The organism is Pseudomonas sp. MWU16-30316 (assembly GCF_020515645.1).
GTDB lineage: Bacteria > Pseudomonadota > Gammaproteobacteria > Pseudomonadales > Pseudomonadaceae > Aquipseudomonas > Aquipseudomonas cerasi.
The window spans coordinates 938935-956815 of sequence record NZ_JAIZAZ010000001.1; the positions used below are offsets into that span (position 1 = coordinate 938935).

Consider the following 17881-nt stretch of genomic DNA (forward strand, 5'->3'; position numbering starts at 1 on the left):
ACTCGTCTGCACTCGCTAAGGAATAGCCATGAAAAAGACAGGGACAGGCTTCGTCGCCATACTCGCATTCCTCTGTGCCTTCTCCGCAAACGCCAGAGAAGCCCAAGTAACAGACGCCTCAATCGTCAAAGCCATCATCCAGGAATCCATCGACAGCTACCCCGGCAACTGCCCGTGCCCCTACAACTCTGCCCGTAATGGCAGCCAATGTGGCAAACGCAGCGCGTACAGCCGCAAAGGCGGCTACGCACCCATCTGCTACAAGGATGACGTCACCAAAGAAATGATCAACGACTACCGACGCCGCCTGAAAGACTGATCCCACGAGACACAATGGCCGTCACCCACATGGCACGGCCTCAACCCAGCCGAGACGCAGGCAGCACCGCCCGCCACCAAGGCCTGCCTAAACTACGTGGCCGCGCTTCAACCTGCATCTGCGGATGCGCCAACAGCATCGGCATATCCCGCAACCGTATCCACGGCTCGCTGTGCCAGTGCAACATACTCACCGACAACCCCGGCCACTGCAGCATGCTCTGGTGCGGCGTGCAGTCGTCAAACGGCACCTGCCCATCCCGCAACGCAGGCACCACCTCATTGGTAATCCACTGCCGCAACCCACGATTCTCCGCATGGTAGTGATGCACCATCATCGCGTACGCCCCTGACTCACTGACCATCAGCTCTGGCTGCGCTTCGCCATGCAAGTCGAGCGTGATCATCCGGTGCTGGTCAGCGTCCAGCTTGCGCAGCGTCCGCTCGTTCAACGGCCAGCCGATCATGCGACCGAGATCTCGGGCGCTGAACCAGGGTTGGTTTTCGAGGAGGAGGGCGAGGAGTTGGCGGTTGTGGCGGTGGAAGGGGGTTGGGGTGTGGGGCTTAGTCATCTGCCACCTCCGAAACGGAATGCGGACGAGAGACGGATTTATAGCGCGAACTGGTCATGATGAACCTCTGGATGCTTTCTTAGGGCAGGGATTTAGGTGCCGGGAGCTAAGAAACCCACCAGAGACGGGCCGGACATATTCCCCTTTCGGGTCTTGTATTCGTCCACTCCCGGCATAAAACGTGACCTTTCCTGCAGGCGTAGGGAAACCGCTGGCGCAAAAAAGCCGCATGGCTGTCGGGTGCGGAGGACCGCTCTGGATTTTGAGTTTCTTAGGCTCAGGTTGAGGAGGTTAAGGGCTGTGATTGGAAGGGTCAACATGTCAAAGGTGTAAAGGACAAGTCCTACAGAATTTTGGGAGCCTTTTCGGACCGCTGCTCAATTATCTCTTTGATGACTGACTCAATTTCATCGATTTTTTTTGTCTGGCATTCCCAGATTACTGCGACATTCCAACCCAGTGCTTCAAGGGAGGCTTTAGCATTTTCGTCGCGAATAACATTTTTCTGCAGTTTAGGTATCCAAAACTCAGGGCGAGACTTTGGCAGGTAAGCATACTTGCAGCCTGAATGTTGGTGCCAAAAACATCCATGAACGAAAAGGCACAGCTTGCGCTTTATGAAAACCAAATCAGGTTTTCCGGGAAGATCAACCCTGTGTAAGCGAAAACGGAGGCCCATCCGATGGCACGTCGAGCGCACGATCATCTCAGGCTTGGTGTTTTTGCCTTTAATTTTTGCCATGACTTTGGAGCGCTGTTCGGGCGTAAATACGTCTGCACACATTGATGGTCAACCTAGTGGGAAGCTCAGCTTCAGCCAGTGCGTTATGGAGCTGCTGTCCTTCATGCCCGCTTGCTTGATCAAATCGACTACGTCCTTTCCAGAGATAATCATCACGGGGTGTCCATCTTCAACAATCTCTTTGTAAGCTTGGTCGTGGAGCCAAGAGGTGGTGATGAGGACTCCAAATTGTCTATGTCGAAGACGCGATATCAGCCTTGAGACCTCGCGTACGCCTACCGAATTCGAGGTGGCGTAGCATTTAGCCTCAATGGCAAAATCAACAAGAACTGCCGATGCCGCTCGTCCTATCCGAAGCTTGCCTATTCCATCTCTGCCTCCATCGCGATAGCGCCGTGTAAGGTCGAGCTCGACAGTGTCTGGGAGACATATCCTGACCAAATGTGCTGCACAAGCTTCAAAGGCGTAAGGATCTGCTTTGAAATACTCGTGGATAGTGGAGAGCATTTTCGACTCTTCTTTCGTGGCAGGGAGCTGCTCTGCTCTGGAGCGAATAGGTTGCGAACGTTTTGCTATCAGTGGTGTGTAGTGTGCTGTTTTCACCCATTTTAGCCATTCATCAGGGGCATGCTTGCTCTCAGTAGCAATCCCTTTTGTAATGATGTCTGTAAGCCATCTCCTGGATACCTGAGGTATGTCTAAAATAGTGAACGTAGCTTTATAGTTTTGAAAACGTTGGCCCTGGCTGGCGTGCCAAACCGCGACCAAATCGTCGTTTTGAGTACTGCCTATTTGACCTGGCACCGCTAAGCCGCGGAAAATCACGTCTCTATAAGCCCCCGCCTTGGTGAAAATCAGGATTGGAGGGACTAGATAACGTTCTCCCGAGTGATGCCTCTTGAAGATCAATTCCAGAAGATTGTTCCCGTAGCGATTAGTTTCGTCCAGCTTTCGTCCAGGTTTTTTGTTGTCCCCGTAGTAGATAAACGTCCCAGTGGAGAGGTCGATTTCGTCGGGCCAGTCCAGATCCTCCATGCTGGAAAGCAAAACTATGATTCGTGGATCATTGCGTTTTCCCCGAATTCGGAAGCCACCCTGATTGCTGACGCTCAAAAGCTTGGTGAGTGGATCATCACTGGAATTTCCATTGCGGCTTCCTGCATAGTGCGCGTCAATTATGAGATCGCATGCGGAAAGCTCGTCCACAGAGAACAGCCGGTTGGGGGGCATAGCAGTATCCTTGTGCCATCATGCTTGAATGGTGCCTGGAACCTGCTAACCTGGCTAGAGAATTAATTTAAGGTTTTAAAATGGATCCAATACGCGTTTTTGACATGTTCTGTGGTGCAGGAGGCAGTAGCCTAGGAGCACGTGAGGGAGGGGCTCGAATCGTTGGTGGTGTCGATATTTGGACTCCGGCTGTGCAGTCATTCAAACTTAATTTTCCTGATGCTCATGTCTTCCAGCAGGATCTAAGAATTTTAACCCCAGAAAAAGTTTTGAAAGAGATAGGGCCAATAGATTTGATAATTTCGTCTCCCGAATGTACACATCATACGTGTGCTAGGGGCAGTAAGCCCAGATCTGAAGAAAGTAAGGATACGGCATTTCAAGTTATAAGATATGCCGAAGTAATGAAGCCTCGTTGGATTACGCTAGAGAATGTTGTGCACATGAAGCCTTGGGGGCGATACAAGGAACTCATGGCAGAGTTGACACGCTTGAATTATAAAGTGCGCGAGCAGGTAATAGACGCATCTGCGTTTGGTGTTGCACAGCGTAGACGTAGGCTTTTTATGATCGCCGATTTGTTAGAAATGCCAGATGAAGTAGTCTCGATTAGTACTGATTTTGGAAGTGTGTGGGATATCTTAAATGAAGCTAACAATTTTAAAATGACTCCTTTGAGGCGGCCTAACAGAGCGAAAGAAACTCTCGCGCGCGCAGATCGCGCAATTGCCGAACTGGGGCCTTATAAAGATTTTCTCATAGTGTATTACGGCACAGACGGGAGTGGGGGTTGGCAGCGAATGGATGCGCCTTTAAGAACCATAACTACAGTCGATCGTTTTGCATATGTAAAATCAACAGGCGATGGACATATGATGCGTATGCTTCAACCTGATGAATTGCGAAAGGCGATGGGGTTTCCTGATGATTATAAGTTTCCCGATGTGACTAGGCGCGATAAGGTAAAGCTAATGGGGAACGCGGTATGCTCTCCTGTTATGGAGTCGATTGTTACGAGTCTGCTCGCAGGAGATAGTAACTCTGAAAAGCTTAACGCTGCGTAGTTAAAATCGGCTTCACAGAATTTGAAACGCTTGATTAACAAGGAGTTGTTTATGAGTGGTTCGATATTTAGACCTAGAGCAAGAATTATGAAGACTCTAGGTGAAGAACTCATTAGTAGTGATAGTGTTGCGTTGATTGAGTTGGTTAAAAACTCATACGATGCTGACGCAAGTGAAGTTCTCATAAAGTTCACAGCCCCATTAGTAGAAGGGGATGGAGTTATTCAAGTAATTGATAATGGGCGTGGAATGTCCTTGTCGACAATAAGAAATTCATGGATGCAGCCTGCTACCGATTCAAAACTCAACAAAAAGGAGACTATTCTAGGGCGCAGAGTTCTAGGCGAAAAAGGGATCGGCAGATTTGCAGCAGCGCGTCTCACCTCTTTTCTAGAGTTAGTAAGTAAACGTGCGAGTGAGAAAGTTGAAACGTATGCGACTTTTGATTGGACACAGTTCGATGATGAGAATAAGTTTCTTGATGAGGTTGAAGTTTTAATCAATAGTAGGCGTTCTCTAAATTTATTTAATGGCAGTTTTTTTAGAGTAAAAAATAAGGCTGATGGTTGTCAGGGAACAATTCTAACCATGAGTAAGTTGAAGCGAAGTTGGAATTCTTCTAACTTCGACGAAGTGCAGCGTGGCTTGTCTCGACTGGTTTCTCCGTTCGCAGAGCTCTCGGGTTTTAAAATAAGTATCGAAGCTCCTGTTGGTTTTGAAAAATACACAGCTGAAATCGGACCGCCTGAAATTGTTAAATATCCTCACTATACTATTGAGGGGGAAGTTCATGGTGATGGACGGTTTTCAATATCTTACAAGATTGTCGCAGTAGATAAAACAGAAGTTGTCGAGGGGGGATTTTTTCGTCACCCTAAGTCGGGCTGGATGATGAGAGATGGGGCGCGTAATATATCCGAGGTTTTCGTTTCTCCAGAGTGTGGGCCTCTAAAGATCCAGCTGCGAGTTTGGGATAGAGATGAACTGGGAAATATTGTCCAGATGTTGGGTGGGACGATATCCAGCGTGAGAAAAGATTTGGATGTGTTTGCTGGTGTAAGCATATATAGAGATGGATTTCGCGTTATGCCATATGGTGAACCAAACAATGATTGGCTGCGATTGGATTTGCGGCGTGTGCAAAAGCCGTCACATAGGTTATCTAACAATCAGATCGTAGGATATCTTTCTATATCCGCTGATGATAACCCTGGCTTAAAAGACCAGTCTAACCGAGAAGGTTTGCGAGAAAGTCAAGCATACTCGGATCTAGAGGAAATAATGTTGTGTATTTTGTCCCGCCTGGAGGAGATGAGGCACGAGTACAGAAAAAAGCAAAAAGCCAGCGCCTCAGGAAAGCCTCAAAATCAAGGTGGGCTGTTTGATTCTTTAGATCTGACCAAAATCCGTCAACATTTCTCTACTCGACATCCTGATGATGCTTTGGCCAAAGCGCTTATCGATGATATTGAAATCGACTTTGCATCTCGTATAAATAATATTAAAAGTGTCGTAGCGAGGTACAGCGGCTTAGCTACGTTAGGGAAGCTAGTAGATGCAGTTTTACATGAAGGTAGGCAACCTTTGGCTAGCATTTCTGGGCAGGCAGCTTTAGGGGTCGAAGATCTTGAGGATTCTGAATGTCTCGGTGAGCCTAAGGTTGACAGTGCTTTCAAGAGATTCGATAAAATAAAAAGTCAATCAAAAGTTCTTAGTCTTATTTTTAAGCGTATAGAACCTTTTGGAGGGCGTAAAGTTGGAAGGCCACCTCAGCTTTATATTGAAAAAATAATCCAAGATTCATTTGATATTTTTGAAAAGCAGCTGAAGGATGAATCTGTTACTTACATTATATCTTCTACTCAAACATTGGTGCGAGTAGATCCTAACGAAATTCAACAAATATTTGTCAATTTGATCGATAATAGTATTTACTGGTTACAGTTAGTTCCGGCTAGTCAAAGAAGAATTTTAGTAAATATTGACAGAACTCCAGAAGGTTTCGTAGATATTGTCTTTTCGGACAGCGGCCCCGGAGTTCCTGTAGAAAGTCGTGCTTCAATTTTTGAGGCTTATTATTCGAATAGGAAAGACGGTGCGGGTTTAGGCTTGTCTATTGTTGGCGAAATGGTAACTAACTATTATGGTGGGACTTTCGAGTTACTGGACAATGGCACTCTACCAGGTGCTACGTTTCGTGTTCGCTTGTGTAAGAGAGTTTAAATATGAAATGGAATTTTTTGGTTGTAGATGATGACTCGAAAATAGCCGAACAAACATGTGAGGTTTTACAGAGTAAACGAACTATGGACGGCGAGCAAATCTCCTGTGAGGTGTGCTCTGACTTTGAAAGTGCCAAGAGTAAAGTTTTAAGTACTAGATATGATCTGATAATTTTAGATTTGCAAGACGATGTAAGTAAAGTTGAAATGAAGGGCAAAGAGATTTTAGATGTGTTGAGAGAAGCGCATTTTGTTCCCGTTATTTTCTACAGCGGGCATGCTGGTAAAGTCTCAGTGCTCCAAACCCCTTTTGTAAGAGTTGTGTCAAAAGGGGATGATGATATAGACAATCTACGTAACGCTGTAAGAGAAGTTTTTTCTACAGGTTTACCGAAGCTTATTAGATTTATTCAAGATCAGCAAAAAAGTTATCTTTGGCAACATGTTGATGAGTTTTGGCAGAATAGTGGTCCGATTTGTGATGTCAGAGATCTAGCTTGTCTTCTTTCTAAAAGGCTGAGCAATGCCTTGAAAGGTGAATCAGTCCGAAGGCATTTTGATGGTGTCGAGGATTCTATTGCGCATCCTATCGAAATGTATGTTTGGCCTTCTCTTGGTAACGAGATTCAGACAGGTGATTTATTAGAGATGGAAGACAAGCTATATGTTGTGCTCAATCCAGCATGCGACTTTTCTCAAGGGAAAGTAAATAATATTGTCGCTGCAGAGTGCGTACGTTTAAACTCTTGTCAAGAATATCTAGAGTTGGCTAGTCAGAAAAGTTTGGGATCTGATTATACTAAAGCACAATTAAGTGCTCTAAGGTCCTTGATTGGAGATAATCGGCAAGGTAAGAAGGTTCAGCCGGATAGATTTAAATACTTGCCAGCCACAGTTTTCATGGAGGCCGCGGTAGTGGATTTTCAATTGCTTATATCATTTCCTTTTGATAAGGCTGCCTGTCCTAAAAGGATAGCGACATTAGATACTCCATTCGTTGAATCCCTGTTAAGTAAGTTTTCGCGATATTATGGTCGTATTGGCACCCCAAACTTGGATGCCGAAAGTTTGCTGGGTGATATAGTTTCAAATATCCCTTAGCTCATAGGTTAATAATGTAGAATTTAAAGGGCGCCCTGTTTTTAGGGCTTCCTTCAGGGAGTTGTCATGCTGTTGTATGAGTTGATTTTTACATTCTATTACGGTTTTAAGAGTTGGCGATTGATATAGAGCATAATTTGAGCTTGCATATAAGGCGGCTAGCTAACGCCTGTCAAAATGGCAGGTCTCACAAGTGGTGTTTGCAGTTGTGGAGTCGGTATATAAAAGAACGTGATTTTTTTACATGTGTAGTCTGTGGTTCTAAAGATAGACCTCAGGCTCATCACATTATTCGTCGTTCATTATATGTGCTAGGCGCTTTTCAGCCGGGTAACGGTATTACATTGTGTATTGATTGCCACAGGTTGAGCCATTCCAGGTTTAATGGTTCAGCTGATCTTAGTCTCCCGATAGATGCGCAGGGCGGAGATGATCTTGATGAGGCTACATATTTTTTTAAATGTTTATGTGAAGACTCGGTGAAATATGAGCGACAGGATGGCTTGTTCTATTATATAGATGACTACATGATTGTTTTTTTTGCTGAGATGCACGGGTATAATTTTCACGCTGATTTAGATAAGATTTCTCGTATACAGATGGTGTATGAGATATTTAGTACTTCTGATGGTGGTGTGCTAAATAGGTTGTTTTCTTTGAATTTGTAGTTTCAGATACTTTAGATCTTATAAAAAAACCGCCGAGTGGCGGTTTTTTTTGCGCATATAAAATAGTATATCAATCCCAGCTCAACGCCCCACCAGTCTGATACTCAATAACCCGAGTCTCAAAGAAGTTCTTCTCTTTCTTCAGGTCCATGATCTCGCTCATCCAAGGGAACGGATTCGTCGTCCCCGGATACTCTTCCTTCAGTCCAATCTGACTCAAACGACGGTTAGCGATAAACTTCAGATAGTCTTCCATCATCGCCGCGTTCATGCCGAGTACGCCGCGGGGCATGGTGTCGCGGGCGTATTCGATTTCCAGCTGGGTGCCTTGCAGGATCATCTGCGTGGCTTCTTCTTTCATCTCGGCATCCCACAGGTGTGGGTTTTCGATTTTGATCTGGTTGATCACGTCGATGCCGAAGTTCAGGTGCATGGACTCGTCGCGCAGGATGTACTGGAACTGCTCGGCGACGCCGGTCATCTTGTTGCGGCGGCCCATGGAGAGGATCTGGGTGAAGCCGCAATAGAAGAAGATGCCTTCCAGTACGCAGTAGTAAGCGATCAGGTTGCGCAGCAGCTCTTTGTCGGTTTCGACGGTGCCGGTTTCGAACTTCGGATCGGAGATCGAACGGGTGTACTTCAGGCCCCAGGCCGCTTTTTTAGCGACCGATGGGATCTCGTGGTACATGTTGAAGATCTCGCCTTCATCCATGGCCAGCGATTCGATGCAGTACTGGTAGGCGTGGGTGTGGATCGCCTCTTCGAAGGCCTGGCGCAGGATGTATTGGCGGCACTCCGGGTTAGTGATCAGGCGGTACACGGCCAGCACCAGGTTGTTGGCAACCAGCGAGTCGGCAGTGGAGAAGAAGCCCAGGTTGCGCATGACGATGCGGCGCTCGTCGTCAGTCAGGCCTTCCGGGTTTTTCCAGAGGGCGATGTCGGCGGTCATGTTGACTTCTTGCGGCATCCAGTGGTTTGCGCAACCGTCCAGGTACTTCTGCCAGGCCCAGTCGTACTTGAAAGGTACGAGCTGGTTGAGGTCGGCGCGGCAGTTGATCATCATTTTTTCGTCAACGGCGACGCGGGCGCTGGCGCCTTCGAGCTCGGCCAGGCCTTCAGCGACGTCCAGTGCGTCCAGCGCTTTCTTGGCGCGGATCAGGGCAGCGGAGTCGGCGGCCGTAACGGCGCGTGCTTCTTGTGCAGCTAGGCCACCGGCGCTGTCGAGGCGGTCCATGTTGGCTTCGTTGGCGTGACCGGCGTTGGTCGCTTTGGCGACTACTTCGCCGTCTTCCTTATCGAATTCGTCCCAGCTCAGCATGGTGATGAGGCTCCTGCTTAGGGGTCGCCTTGGCGCCCGTGATTAGATTTCAAGATGTGGTGCGCCGACGTCACGTGGAAGACGAAGGCACTGGAGTATGGGAATTACCTGATTACTGATGCTGCGATTGACCGGCTATTGGGTGGTCGGTCGTTCGCTCGATTTGCTGCCGTGGCAACGCCCGACAGGCGAGCAAAGCGAATGATCTGGATTGCTTTGAGGTGAGCCAGCTTTGCGTGTGCAAATGGTCATTTGAGTACCCTGAAGCGAGCGCGGGATTATACAGATTTTGCCCGGCACTTGGTTATCCATGAGTAATTTTCGGCGAGAGCTTCACGCTTTTTCTTACCCGTTTCAACATCGGATCGGATCAGGCTAAAACACAGGGAGAAATTCAGGCGAATCCCTTATCTAGTGTTTTTTACATTTCGAAACGCAGGATATAGTGCTGGTGGCTTTTGGGCAACCGGATCATTTGCCGCACCTTGGTGCGGTTTTTTTGACCTTTTTTGACTTCATTTTTTTCAGTAGTGCCTTCAAGCTGCGGCAACCGGGCGCTTCCGAGTGGATGACTTTTTGAAGGGTGCGATTTGCAGTCTGTCTTCGCTGAATTTCAGGCTGCTTAAAAGAGTTTGATTCGACGAGCGGTTTAGGTTTCCGGGAAGGTTTGGGCAATGAAGCCGCATTCTGAATGCATCTGCGGCGGCATCGCGTTTGGCTTTATCTGGTTGCGCGACTGAGTAGTGATCGAACTTTGAGCAGCGTCTATCGGACGAGCATCAGACCTCTTTTTTATTGCGATAGATTTTCAGCAGTTCTTCGCGGGTTGGAAGAGGGCGTTCGGCGTCGAGTGGCGTGCTGTCAAAACCTGCCAAGCGTAGGCTGGCTGCATAGTTGGATCTACGCACCTTGGCGTAATACTCTTTTTTGGTCTGAAGCGAGGGTGGAGGCATGCGGCACCTCTGACGTTGTGAATTATTCACCAATGTAGCAAAAACACAGTGAGCTGATCGGTTCGACAGGTGCGTTATGGCGAAGATGTGACGCAGAGCGTCACGAAAGGCATTCCTACGCGGAGCGTTGGAACGATAATTACCGTTGTCTGAACAGCGCTTTCCTCCGCGCAGCAAAAAGCCCCTTTTCAGGGGCTTTTTGCATACTGCAGTCAGGTGTTTGAATTCTAACCCTTACTGGCAAGCCTCACAATCCGGCTCGTCGATTGCGCAAGCCTTTGGCACTGGGGCCGGGCCGGCCGGTGCCGCTTCGGTTGGGCGCGGGGCGGTGATCGCCGAGTCGTCCGGGCCGTGGCCGCCGCTCGATACTGCGTTGAGCTTGCCGGTGTTGACGGTGGACTTCTCGGTGCTGGTCGCGGCCAGGGCACGGAGGTAGTAAGTGGTTTTCAGACCACGGTACCAGGCCATGCGGTAGGTCACGTCCAGCTTCTTGCCCGAAGCGCCAGCGATGTACAGGTTCAGCGACTGAGCCTGGTCGATCCACTTCTGACGACGGCTTGCCGCGTCGACGATCCACTTGGTGTCCACTTCGAAAGCAGTCGCGTAAAGCTCCTTGAGCTCCTGCGGGATGCGCTCGATCTGTTGTACCGAACCGTCGTAGTACTTCAGGTCGTTGATCATGACCGAGTCCCACAGGTCGCGGGCCTTGAGGTCGCGTACCAGGTACGGGTTGATCACGGTGAATTCGCCGGACAGGTTCGATTTCACGTAGAGGTTCTGATAGGTCGGTTCGATCGACTGCGACACGCCAGTGATGTTGGCGATGGTGGCGGTCGGTGCGATGGCCATGATGTTCGAGTTACGGATACCTTTCTGCACACGGGCACGAACCGGCGCCCAGTCCAGGGTTTCCTTCAGGTCGACATCGATGTACTTCTCGCCACGCTGCTCGATCAGGATCTGTTGCGAATCCAGCGGCAGGATGCCTTTGGACCACAGCGAACCCTGGAACGTCTCGTAGGCACCGCGCTCGTCGGCCAGGTCGCAGGACGCCTGGATGGCGTAGTAGCTGACCGCTTCCATGGACGTGTCGGCGAACTGCACGGCAGCATCGGAACCGTACGGGATGTGCTGCAGGTACAGCGCATCCTGGAAGCCCATGATACCGAGGCCGACCGGACGGTGGCGCAGGTTGGAGTTCTTGGCCTGCGGTACCGAGTAGTAGTTGATGTCGATCACGTTATCGAGCATGCGTACTGCTACATCGACGGTGCGCTTGAGCTTGTCGGTGTCCAGCTTGCCGTTGACGATGTGGTTCGGCAGGTTGATCGAGCCCAGGTTGCAGACCGCGATCTCGTCCTTGTTGGTGTTCAGGGTGATCTCGGTGCACAGGTTCGAGCTGTGAACCACGCCCACGTGCTGCTGCGGGCTGCGCAGGTTGCACGGGTCCTTGAAGGTCAGCCAAGGGTGGCCGGTTTCGAACAGCATCGAGAGCATCTTGCGCCACAGATCCTTGGCCTGGATGGTCTTGAACAGTTTGATCTTGCCTGGGTATTCGGTCAGCGCTTCGTAGTACTCGTAACGCTCCTGGAAGGCCTTGCCGGTCAGGTCGTGCAGGTCCGGTACTTCGGATGGCGAGAACAGGGTCCACGGGCCGTCGTCGAAGACGCGCTTCATGAACAGGTCAGGGATCCAGTTGGCGGTGTTCATGTCGTGGGTACGACGACGGTCATCACCGGTGTTCTTGCGCAGCTCGATGAACTCTTCGATGTCCATGTGCCAGGTTTCCAGGTAGGCACAGACAGCGCCCTTGCGCTTGCCGCCCTGGTTGACCGCAACGGCGGTGTCGTTGACCACTTTCAGGAACGGCACGACGCCTTGCGATTTGCCGTTGGTGCCCTTGATGTACGAGCCCAGCGCACGAACCGGTGTCCAGTCGTTGCCCAGGCCGCCTGCGAATTTGGACAGCATGGCGTTGTCGTGGATCGCGTGGTAGATGCCCGACAGGTCATCCGGCACGGTGGTCAGGTAGCAGCTGGACAGCTGTGGGCGCAGGGTGCCGGCGTTGAACAGCGTCGGGGTCGACGACATGTAGTCGAACGACGACAGCAGGTTGTAGAACTCGATGGCGCGGTCTTCACGGGCTTTCTCTTCGATTGCCAGGCCCATGGCCACGCGCATGAAGAAGATCTGCGGCAGTTCGAAACGCACGCCATCCTTGTGGATGAAGTAACGGTCGTACAGGGTTTGCAGGCCCAGGTAGGTGAACTGCTGATCACGCTCGTGGTTGATCGCCTTGCCGAGTTTTTCGAGGTCGAATTCGGCCAGCACAGGGTTGAGCAGTTCGAACTTGATACCGGTGGCGACGTAGGCAGGCAGCGCCTTGGCGTACAGGTCGGCCATTTCGTGGTGAGTGGCGCTGTCGGCGACACCGAGGAAACCCAGGCCTTCGGCACGCAGGGTGTCCATCAGCAGGCGGGCGGTGACGAACGAGTAGTTCGGCTCGCGCTCGACCAGGGTACGGGCGGTCATCACCAGCGCGGTGTTGACGTCTTTCAGCGCCACGCCGTCGTACAGGTTTTTCAGGGTTTCGGTCTGGATCAGGTCGGCGTCGACTTCAGCCAGGCCTTCGCACGCTTCGGTGACGATGGTGTTCAGGCGGCCCATGTCCAGCGGCGCAAAGCTGCCGTCGGCGCGGGTGATGCGGATCGACGGGTGAGCCTGGACCTGCTCTTCGGGGGCGCGAACGGCACGCTCCTTGGCGCGCGAGTCACGGTAGATGACGTAGTCGCGAGCCACTTTCTGCTCGCCGGCACGCATCAGTGCCAGTTCGACCTGATCCTGGATTTCTTCGATGTGGATGGTGCCGCCCGAAGGCATGCGACGCTTGAACGTGGCGCTGACCTGTTCGGTCAGGCGTGCAACGGTGTCATGGATGCGCGACGAGGCAGCAGCATTGCCGCCTTCAACTGCAAGAAACGCCTTGGTGATGGCAACGGTGATCTTGTCGTCCGTGTAGGGAACGACAGTACCGTTACGCTTGATCACGCGCAGTTGACCGGGGGCAGTGGCAGACAGATCCTGCTGGGTCTGGCTTGCCTGCGGCGCGCCGGTCGGCGAGTTCTCGCGAGTTGTGTCTGTTTGCATGTGTGACTCCACGTTCTTTAAGTTTGTTCGGGCATTGCTGCCCACCATTTCGTTTAGAGCAGTCAGTCGCAAAAGGCGACCAAAGGGCTCCAAAACGAAGGTGAAAGCGAGGTGCTGTCGCCGCTTCCAGGTTTTGAAGCCAAAAAGGACCGGGCTATGCCCGATCCTTCGAAAATCAGATCAAGAGTGCGTGTTCGATGTTGCAAAACGTGTACGGGATGGCTCTGGTTCACGCGCGAGCGTCTTGGTGCCTAAACTGGCTTGAAGTTCAACCCCTCAGACGCAACAAAAATGCTTGAATTTCCCATTTGAGTTGTGCTGGCGTTTTTATTCAAAACCCCACATGTAGGGTGTGTCTCGTCGCCGGGCTACAAGATAATGCGTTTTGGACATGAATTGCAACGCACCGCTTGTGGATAAAGTGTGTGTAGTTTGTGTATGAATCGCACACCTTGCGTGTAGGCCGCATAACTACTGGATCGTGACCGTTTGTCACCGTTTTCTGTAGGCACTGGTGAGGCACTGCTGATTTTTAAGGGCGCGAACCCTATCACAAAAAAACACAGCTGAAAGGCCGTTCTGGCATGTCATGTGCTATGCCGCGTGCGGTGTCGTGTGATCCGCGCAAGGGTTGCTACACTCGCCTGCGACGTGGTGCCGCAACCCCTGCATTTCAAAAACAAAAAGCGCTCGATAACGACAAGGAAGATTGCTGTGGAGCCACATACCTGGCACGTGCTGATCGTCGAGGATGACCAGCGACTGGCCGAACTGACCAGCGATTACCTGCAGAGCCACGGTCTGCGCGTGAGCATCGAAGGCGACGGCGCGCTGGCGGCGGCGCGGATCATCGCCGAGCAGCCGGATCTGGTGATCCTCGACCTGATGCTGCCCGGCGAGGACGGTTTCAGCATCTGCCGCAGCGTACGTGACCGCTACGACGGGCCGATTCTGATGCTCACCGCGCGCACCGATGATACCGACCATATAGAAGGGCTCGACACCGGCGCCGACGATTTCGTCTGCAAACCGGTGCATCCGCGCGTGTTGTTGGCGCGTATCAAAGCCCTGCTGCGCCGCAGTGAAGCGCCGCAGGTGCCGGCTGCCGAGCTGCGCCGTCTGGTGTTCGGTCCGTTGGTGGTGGACAACGCACTGCGTGAGGCCTGGCTGCGCGAGCAGAGCATCGAACTGACCGGTGCCGAGTTCGACCTGCTGTGGCTGCTGGTGGCCAACGCCGGGCGCACGCTGTCCCGCGAAGAGATATTCACCGCGTTGCGCGGTGTGGGGTACGACGGGCAGGATCGCTCCATCGATGTGCGTATCTCACGTATCCGCCCGAAAATCGGCGACGATCCCATTCATCCGCGTCTGATCAAGACCGTGCGCAGCAAGGGCTATCTGTTTGTGCCCGAAGCGGCGCAGGACATGAGCGGCCACGTGTTCAGCGGATGACCTGATGAATTCGATCTTTCTGCGCATCTACGGTGGTGTGCTTGGCGTGTTGGTGCTGGTCGCGCTGCTTGGCGTGCTGGCCCTGCATGTGCTCAATCAGTCGCGCGGCGAGCAGTATCGCGAGCGCTTGGCTCACGGCACCTTTACGATCATGGCCGACAATCTGGTGCCGCTCGATGGCATCGAACGGCGCCGCGCCCTGGCGATCTGGGAGCGCCTGCTGGGGATTCCCCTGAGCCTGCAAAGTCTTGAGCAGGCTCACCTCGACAGCAGCGCACTGGGCCAACTGGCGCGCGGCAAGGTGGTGGTCGAACAGATCGGGCCGCACGCTGCCAGGGTTTATCGTCAGTTGAGCGACAAGGAGCCGCTGTTGCTGACCGGCGAAGTGCAGCAGATCACCGAACAATTGGCGAGAGCCACTATCTACCTGCTGATCGATGAACTGGTGCGCTTTCCGGTCGACGAGCAACCGGCGCGGCTGCAGGCCCTGCGCAGCGACAAGGGATTCGGTTTCGACCTGCACCTGCTGGCGCTGGATCAGGCGGATCTGGACGATGACCAGCGCCGCCGCGTCTATGAGGGCGATACGGTCATGGCGCTGGGCAAGGGCGGCGATTCGATCCGCGTGCTGGCCGGGATCGTCGACACCAACTGGGTGCTGGAAATCGGTCCGCTGTACCAGATGAACCCTTATCCGCTGCATTGGCTGTTGCTGATCGCCTTGATGGGCCTGTGTCTGATCGGTCTGGTGGTGTACTTGCTGGTGCGGCGTCTGGAGCGACGGGTGCTGGAGCTGGAGGCGGCCGCCACGCAGATTGCCCAAGGCAGCCTGCACACCCGCGTGCCGACCGAGGGCTCCGACTCGGTGGGGCGTGTGGCGGCGGCGTTCAACAGCATGGCCGAACACCTGCAACGCTCATTGATGATCCAGCGCGAACTGGTGCGCGCGGTGTCTCACGAACTGCGCACGCCGGTGGCGCGGCTGCGTTTCGGTCTGGAGATGGTCAGCGACGCCGCCACTCCCGAGGCGCGGCGCAAATACATGCGCGGCATGGACAGCGATATCCAGGACCTCGACAAGCTGGTCGATGAGATGCTCACCTACGCGCGTCTTGAGCAGGGCGCGCCGATCCTGAATTTCCAGCGTGTCGATCTGGATGCGCTGATTGATCAGGTGATCGCCGAACTGGCGCCATTGCGCGCCGACGTACGGGTTTCGCGCGGCGAATGCCTGAGGGCCGAAGAGGGAGAGGCTGCCTGGGTCGAGGGCGAGCCGCGCTACCTGCACCGCGCGGTGCAGAACCTGGTGAGCAATGCGCTGCGCCATGCCGAGAGCGAGGTGCGCATCAGCTATCGGCTGGAGGCGCAGCAGTGCCGTATCGACGTGGACGACGATGGTCCTGGCGTTCCGGAACAGGCGTGGGAACAGATTTTCACACCGTTCATGCGCATCGATGACAGCCGCACCCGAGCCTCGGGCGGGCATGGGCTGGGCTTGTCGATCGTGCGGCGGATCATCCATTGGCATGAAGGTCGTGCGCTGATCGGGCATAGCGTCAGCCTGGGCGGGGCGTGCTTCAGCCTGTCCTGGCCGCGCACGCAGGTGCCGCGTTGAGATTGCCGTTGTTTGTCGGGCCATTTGCGCAGTTCGGGCGGACGTTGCTGACGGCGGATGATGCGCGCCCGGTAGTGACGTTGCCTGATCTGCTGCAACCCGAGCGTCTTGATCAGATGCTGCTGACTGTTTACGGGCCGCAACTGATGCCCGGTCAATTGCCGGTGCTGGTGTCGCAGTGGGCCAAGTTTTACTTCATGCAACTGATTCCGCCGGTGCTGGTGGCCGGCCTGGTGCATGACTGGCATTGGCCGTTGCAGCTTGAGCAGGTAGCGCTGGCGCTGGATGAGCGCGGCGTGCCGAACGGCGTCAGGCTGGCGGAGGAGGGACGCGTCTGGCGGGGTATGTCGGTTGATCCGTTTCAGCGCTTTGCCGGATTGCTCGATGACAATCTTCAGCCCTTCATTGCATCGCTGAGCGCTTATGGCGGACTGCCTGCCGCGGTGTTATGGAGCAGCGCCGGGGATTATCTGGAGGGCTGCCTTGCTCAACTGGCCACGTGCAGTGATGTGTCGCTGGCTGCGGGGCTGGCGCTGTTAAGCGAGAAGAAAAGGCCGGACGGGCGCGCCAATCCTCTGTTTCAGGCAGTGCGTTATCTGCCGCAGGCGCAGGGCGGCGAACCACGCAGGCAACGGCGTGTGTGCTGTTTGAGTCATCGGGTCGAGTGGGTTGGGCGTTGCGAACATTGTCCGCTGCCCGGCTGATCAACCTTCGACGGCAACCAGGCTCAACAGGTGATCGTCCTGCACACTGAACTGACCGTCCAGCTCCTTGCCCGCATGCCACTCGCTGGACAGGTCGATCAGCAGCTGTAGCCGTGCTCGGCCGTCGGCGGACCATTCCAGCAGTTGCGCGTCTTCGAAGTAGAAGCGCTTGTGCACGATGGGGTAGAGCGCCTTGAACAGCGCTTCCTTGATCGAAAAGGTCAGGGTCACGCGCAGTGCGATCTGATCTTCCGGACCCGCCGCCATCTCTGCCAGCTCGGCCGCCGTCAGAATCTCCCCGGCCAGGCGTGAGGCGCGGTCGTGGCTCAGCAGGTTTTCCGTGTCCAGCCCCAACCCGCGCCACTGCTGCTTGTGCGCCACCACGGCGGCAGCCCAGCCGGTGCTGTGAGTGATCGAACCACAGATATCAGCGGGCCAGATTGGCGCGCGGTCTTCCCCCACCACCGGAACATGTAAGCGGCCATCCAGCTGACGCATGGCTTCACGGGCGCAGAGACGACCGGCGAGGAATTCAGTCTGACGCTTGGCCACCGAACGCTGAATGCTGGCCGGCATTTGCAGCTCACAACGCTGAAAGTCGCCGTCGACCAGCTTGAGCGGATCAAAATGTCCACTCACCAGCACTGCTCCCGGCAAGGCTTGTGGCAACGGCCAATGCCGGATCAGTTCCGGGCAGCAGATGGGGAGGTCGGATAGTCGAGTCATGGGCGGCATTTTGCCGGGGGAATGGGTTGGAGGGAAGGGCACTGGTAAC

General features: G+C 53.4%; 14 protein-coding genes. 7 read left to right on the plus strand and 7 right to left on the minus strand.

The window, feature by feature from the left end:
- Positions 1 to 28 precede the first annotated feature (28 nt).
- Positions 29 to 319 carry a hypothetical protein gene (locus LCH65_RS04330; RefSeq protein WP_057430714.1) on the plus strand — a complete coding sequence of 97 codons (291 nt, stop codon included), beginning with the start codon at positions 29 to 31 and terminating at the stop codon, positions 317 to 319.
- 40 nt (positions 320 to 359) lie between these two features.
- Here LCH65_RS04330 and LCH65_RS04335 read toward each other — a convergent pair whose 3' ends face one another.
- The 3 genes from LCH65_RS04335 to LCH65_RS04345 form a co-directional block, all read right to left on the minus strand.
- Positions 360 to 890 (minus strand): Bro-N domain-containing protein, encoded by a 531-nt coding sequence (locus LCH65_RS04335; RefSeq protein ID WP_226439187.1) that lies wholly within the window; start codon positions 888 to 890, stop codon positions 360 to 362.
- Between the two features lie 343 nt (positions 891 to 1233).
- Entirely contained in the window at positions 1234 to 1674 is a 441-nt protein-coding gene (locus LCH65_RS04340) for a very short patch repair endonuclease (protein ID WP_065350348.1), read from the minus strand.
- A 6-nt stretch (positions 1675 to 1680) separates the two neighbouring features.
- On the minus strand, positions 1681 to 2862 hold the full coding sequence (locus tag LCH65_RS04345) for a restriction endonuclease (protein WP_226439188.1): 1182 nt from the start codon (positions 2860 to 2862) through the stop codon (positions 1681 to 1683).
- Between the two features lie 80 nt (positions 2863 to 2942).
- Here LCH65_RS04345 and LCH65_RS04350 point away from each other — a divergent pair, with 80 nt between their 5' ends.
- The 3 genes from LCH65_RS04350 to LCH65_RS04360 are packed head-to-tail and all read left to right on the plus strand — an operon-like array spanning position 2943 to position 7249.
- Complete coding sequence (locus tag LCH65_RS04350) at positions 2943 to 3926, plus strand: DNA cytosine methyltransferase (RefSeq protein ID WP_260523791.1); 984 nt, start codon at positions 2943 to 2945, stop codon at positions 3924 to 3926.
- A 51-nt stretch (positions 3927 to 3977) separates the two neighbouring features.
- Entirely contained in the window at positions 3978 to 6149 is a 2172-nt protein-coding gene (locus LCH65_RS04355; RefSeq protein WP_161429144.1) for an ATP-binding protein, read from the plus strand.
- A gap of 2 nt (positions 6150 to 6151) precedes the next feature.
- Entirely contained in the window at positions 6152 to 7249 is a 1098-nt protein-coding gene (locus tag LCH65_RS04360) for a response regulator (RefSeq protein WP_161429143.1), read from the plus strand.
- Positions 7250 to 7987: 738 nt separating this feature from the next.
- Here the strand turns inward: LCH65_RS04360 and LCH65_RS04370 are convergent.
- The 3 genes from LCH65_RS04370 to LCH65_RS04380 all read right to left on the minus strand — a co-directional run bounded on the left by LCH65_RS04370 (position 7988) and on the right by LCH65_RS04380 (position 13335).
- The gene (locus LCH65_RS04370) at positions 7988 to 9235 is read right to left on the minus strand and encodes a ribonucleotide-diphosphate reductase subunit beta (RefSeq protein ID WP_002554639.1); all 1248 of its coding nucleotides are present in this window, start codon (positions 9233 to 9235) and stop codon (positions 7988 to 7990) included.
- A gap of 779 nt (positions 9236 to 10014) precedes the next feature.
- Complete coding sequence (locus tag LCH65_RS04375; protein ID WP_153000176.1) at positions 10015 to 10188, minus strand: YhfG family protein; 174 nt, start codon at positions 10186 to 10188, stop codon at positions 10015 to 10017.
- 234 nt (positions 10189 to 10422) lie between these two features.
- On the minus strand, positions 10423 to 13335 hold the full coding sequence (locus LCH65_RS04380; protein ID WP_003363268.1) for a ribonucleoside-diphosphate reductase subunit alpha: 2913 nt from the start codon (positions 13333 to 13335) through the stop codon (positions 10423 to 10425).
- A gap of 714 nt (positions 13336 to 14049) precedes the next feature.
- Between LCH65_RS04380 and LCH65_RS04385 the strand changes: the two genes are divergently transcribed.
- Genes LCH65_RS04385 through fhuF form a run of 3 tightly spaced genes read left to right on the plus strand, consistent with a single transcriptional unit; the run spans position 14050 to position 17106 of the window.
- Positions 14050 to 14787 (plus strand): response regulator, encoded by a 738-nt coding sequence (locus tag LCH65_RS04385; RefSeq protein WP_003434350.1) that lies wholly within the window; start codon positions 14050 to 14052, stop codon positions 14785 to 14787.
- A 4-nt stretch (positions 14788 to 14791) separates the two neighbouring features.
- Positions 14792 to 16402 carry an ATP-binding protein gene (locus LCH65_RS04390; protein WP_122241499.1) on the plus strand — a complete coding sequence of 537 codons (1611 nt, stop codon included), beginning with the start codon at positions 14792 to 14794 and terminating at the stop codon, positions 16400 to 16402.
- A complete protein-coding gene (gene fhuF, locus LCH65_RS04395; protein ID WP_226439189.1) occupies positions 16360 to 17106 on the plus strand; it encodes a siderophore-iron reductase FhuF in 747 nt (248 codons plus the stop codon). Before LCH65_RS04390 ends, fhuF begins: the two co-directional genes overlap by 43 nt.
- On the opposite strand, the gene LCH65_RS04400 is transcribed toward fhuF, so the two are convergent.
- Complete coding sequence (locus LCH65_RS04400; RefSeq protein WP_204912394.1) at positions 17107 to 17832, minus strand: 4'-phosphopantetheinyl transferase superfamily protein; 726 nt, start codon at positions 17830 to 17832, stop codon at positions 17107 to 17109.
- Between the last annotated feature and the right edge of the window lie 49 nt (positions 17833 to 17881).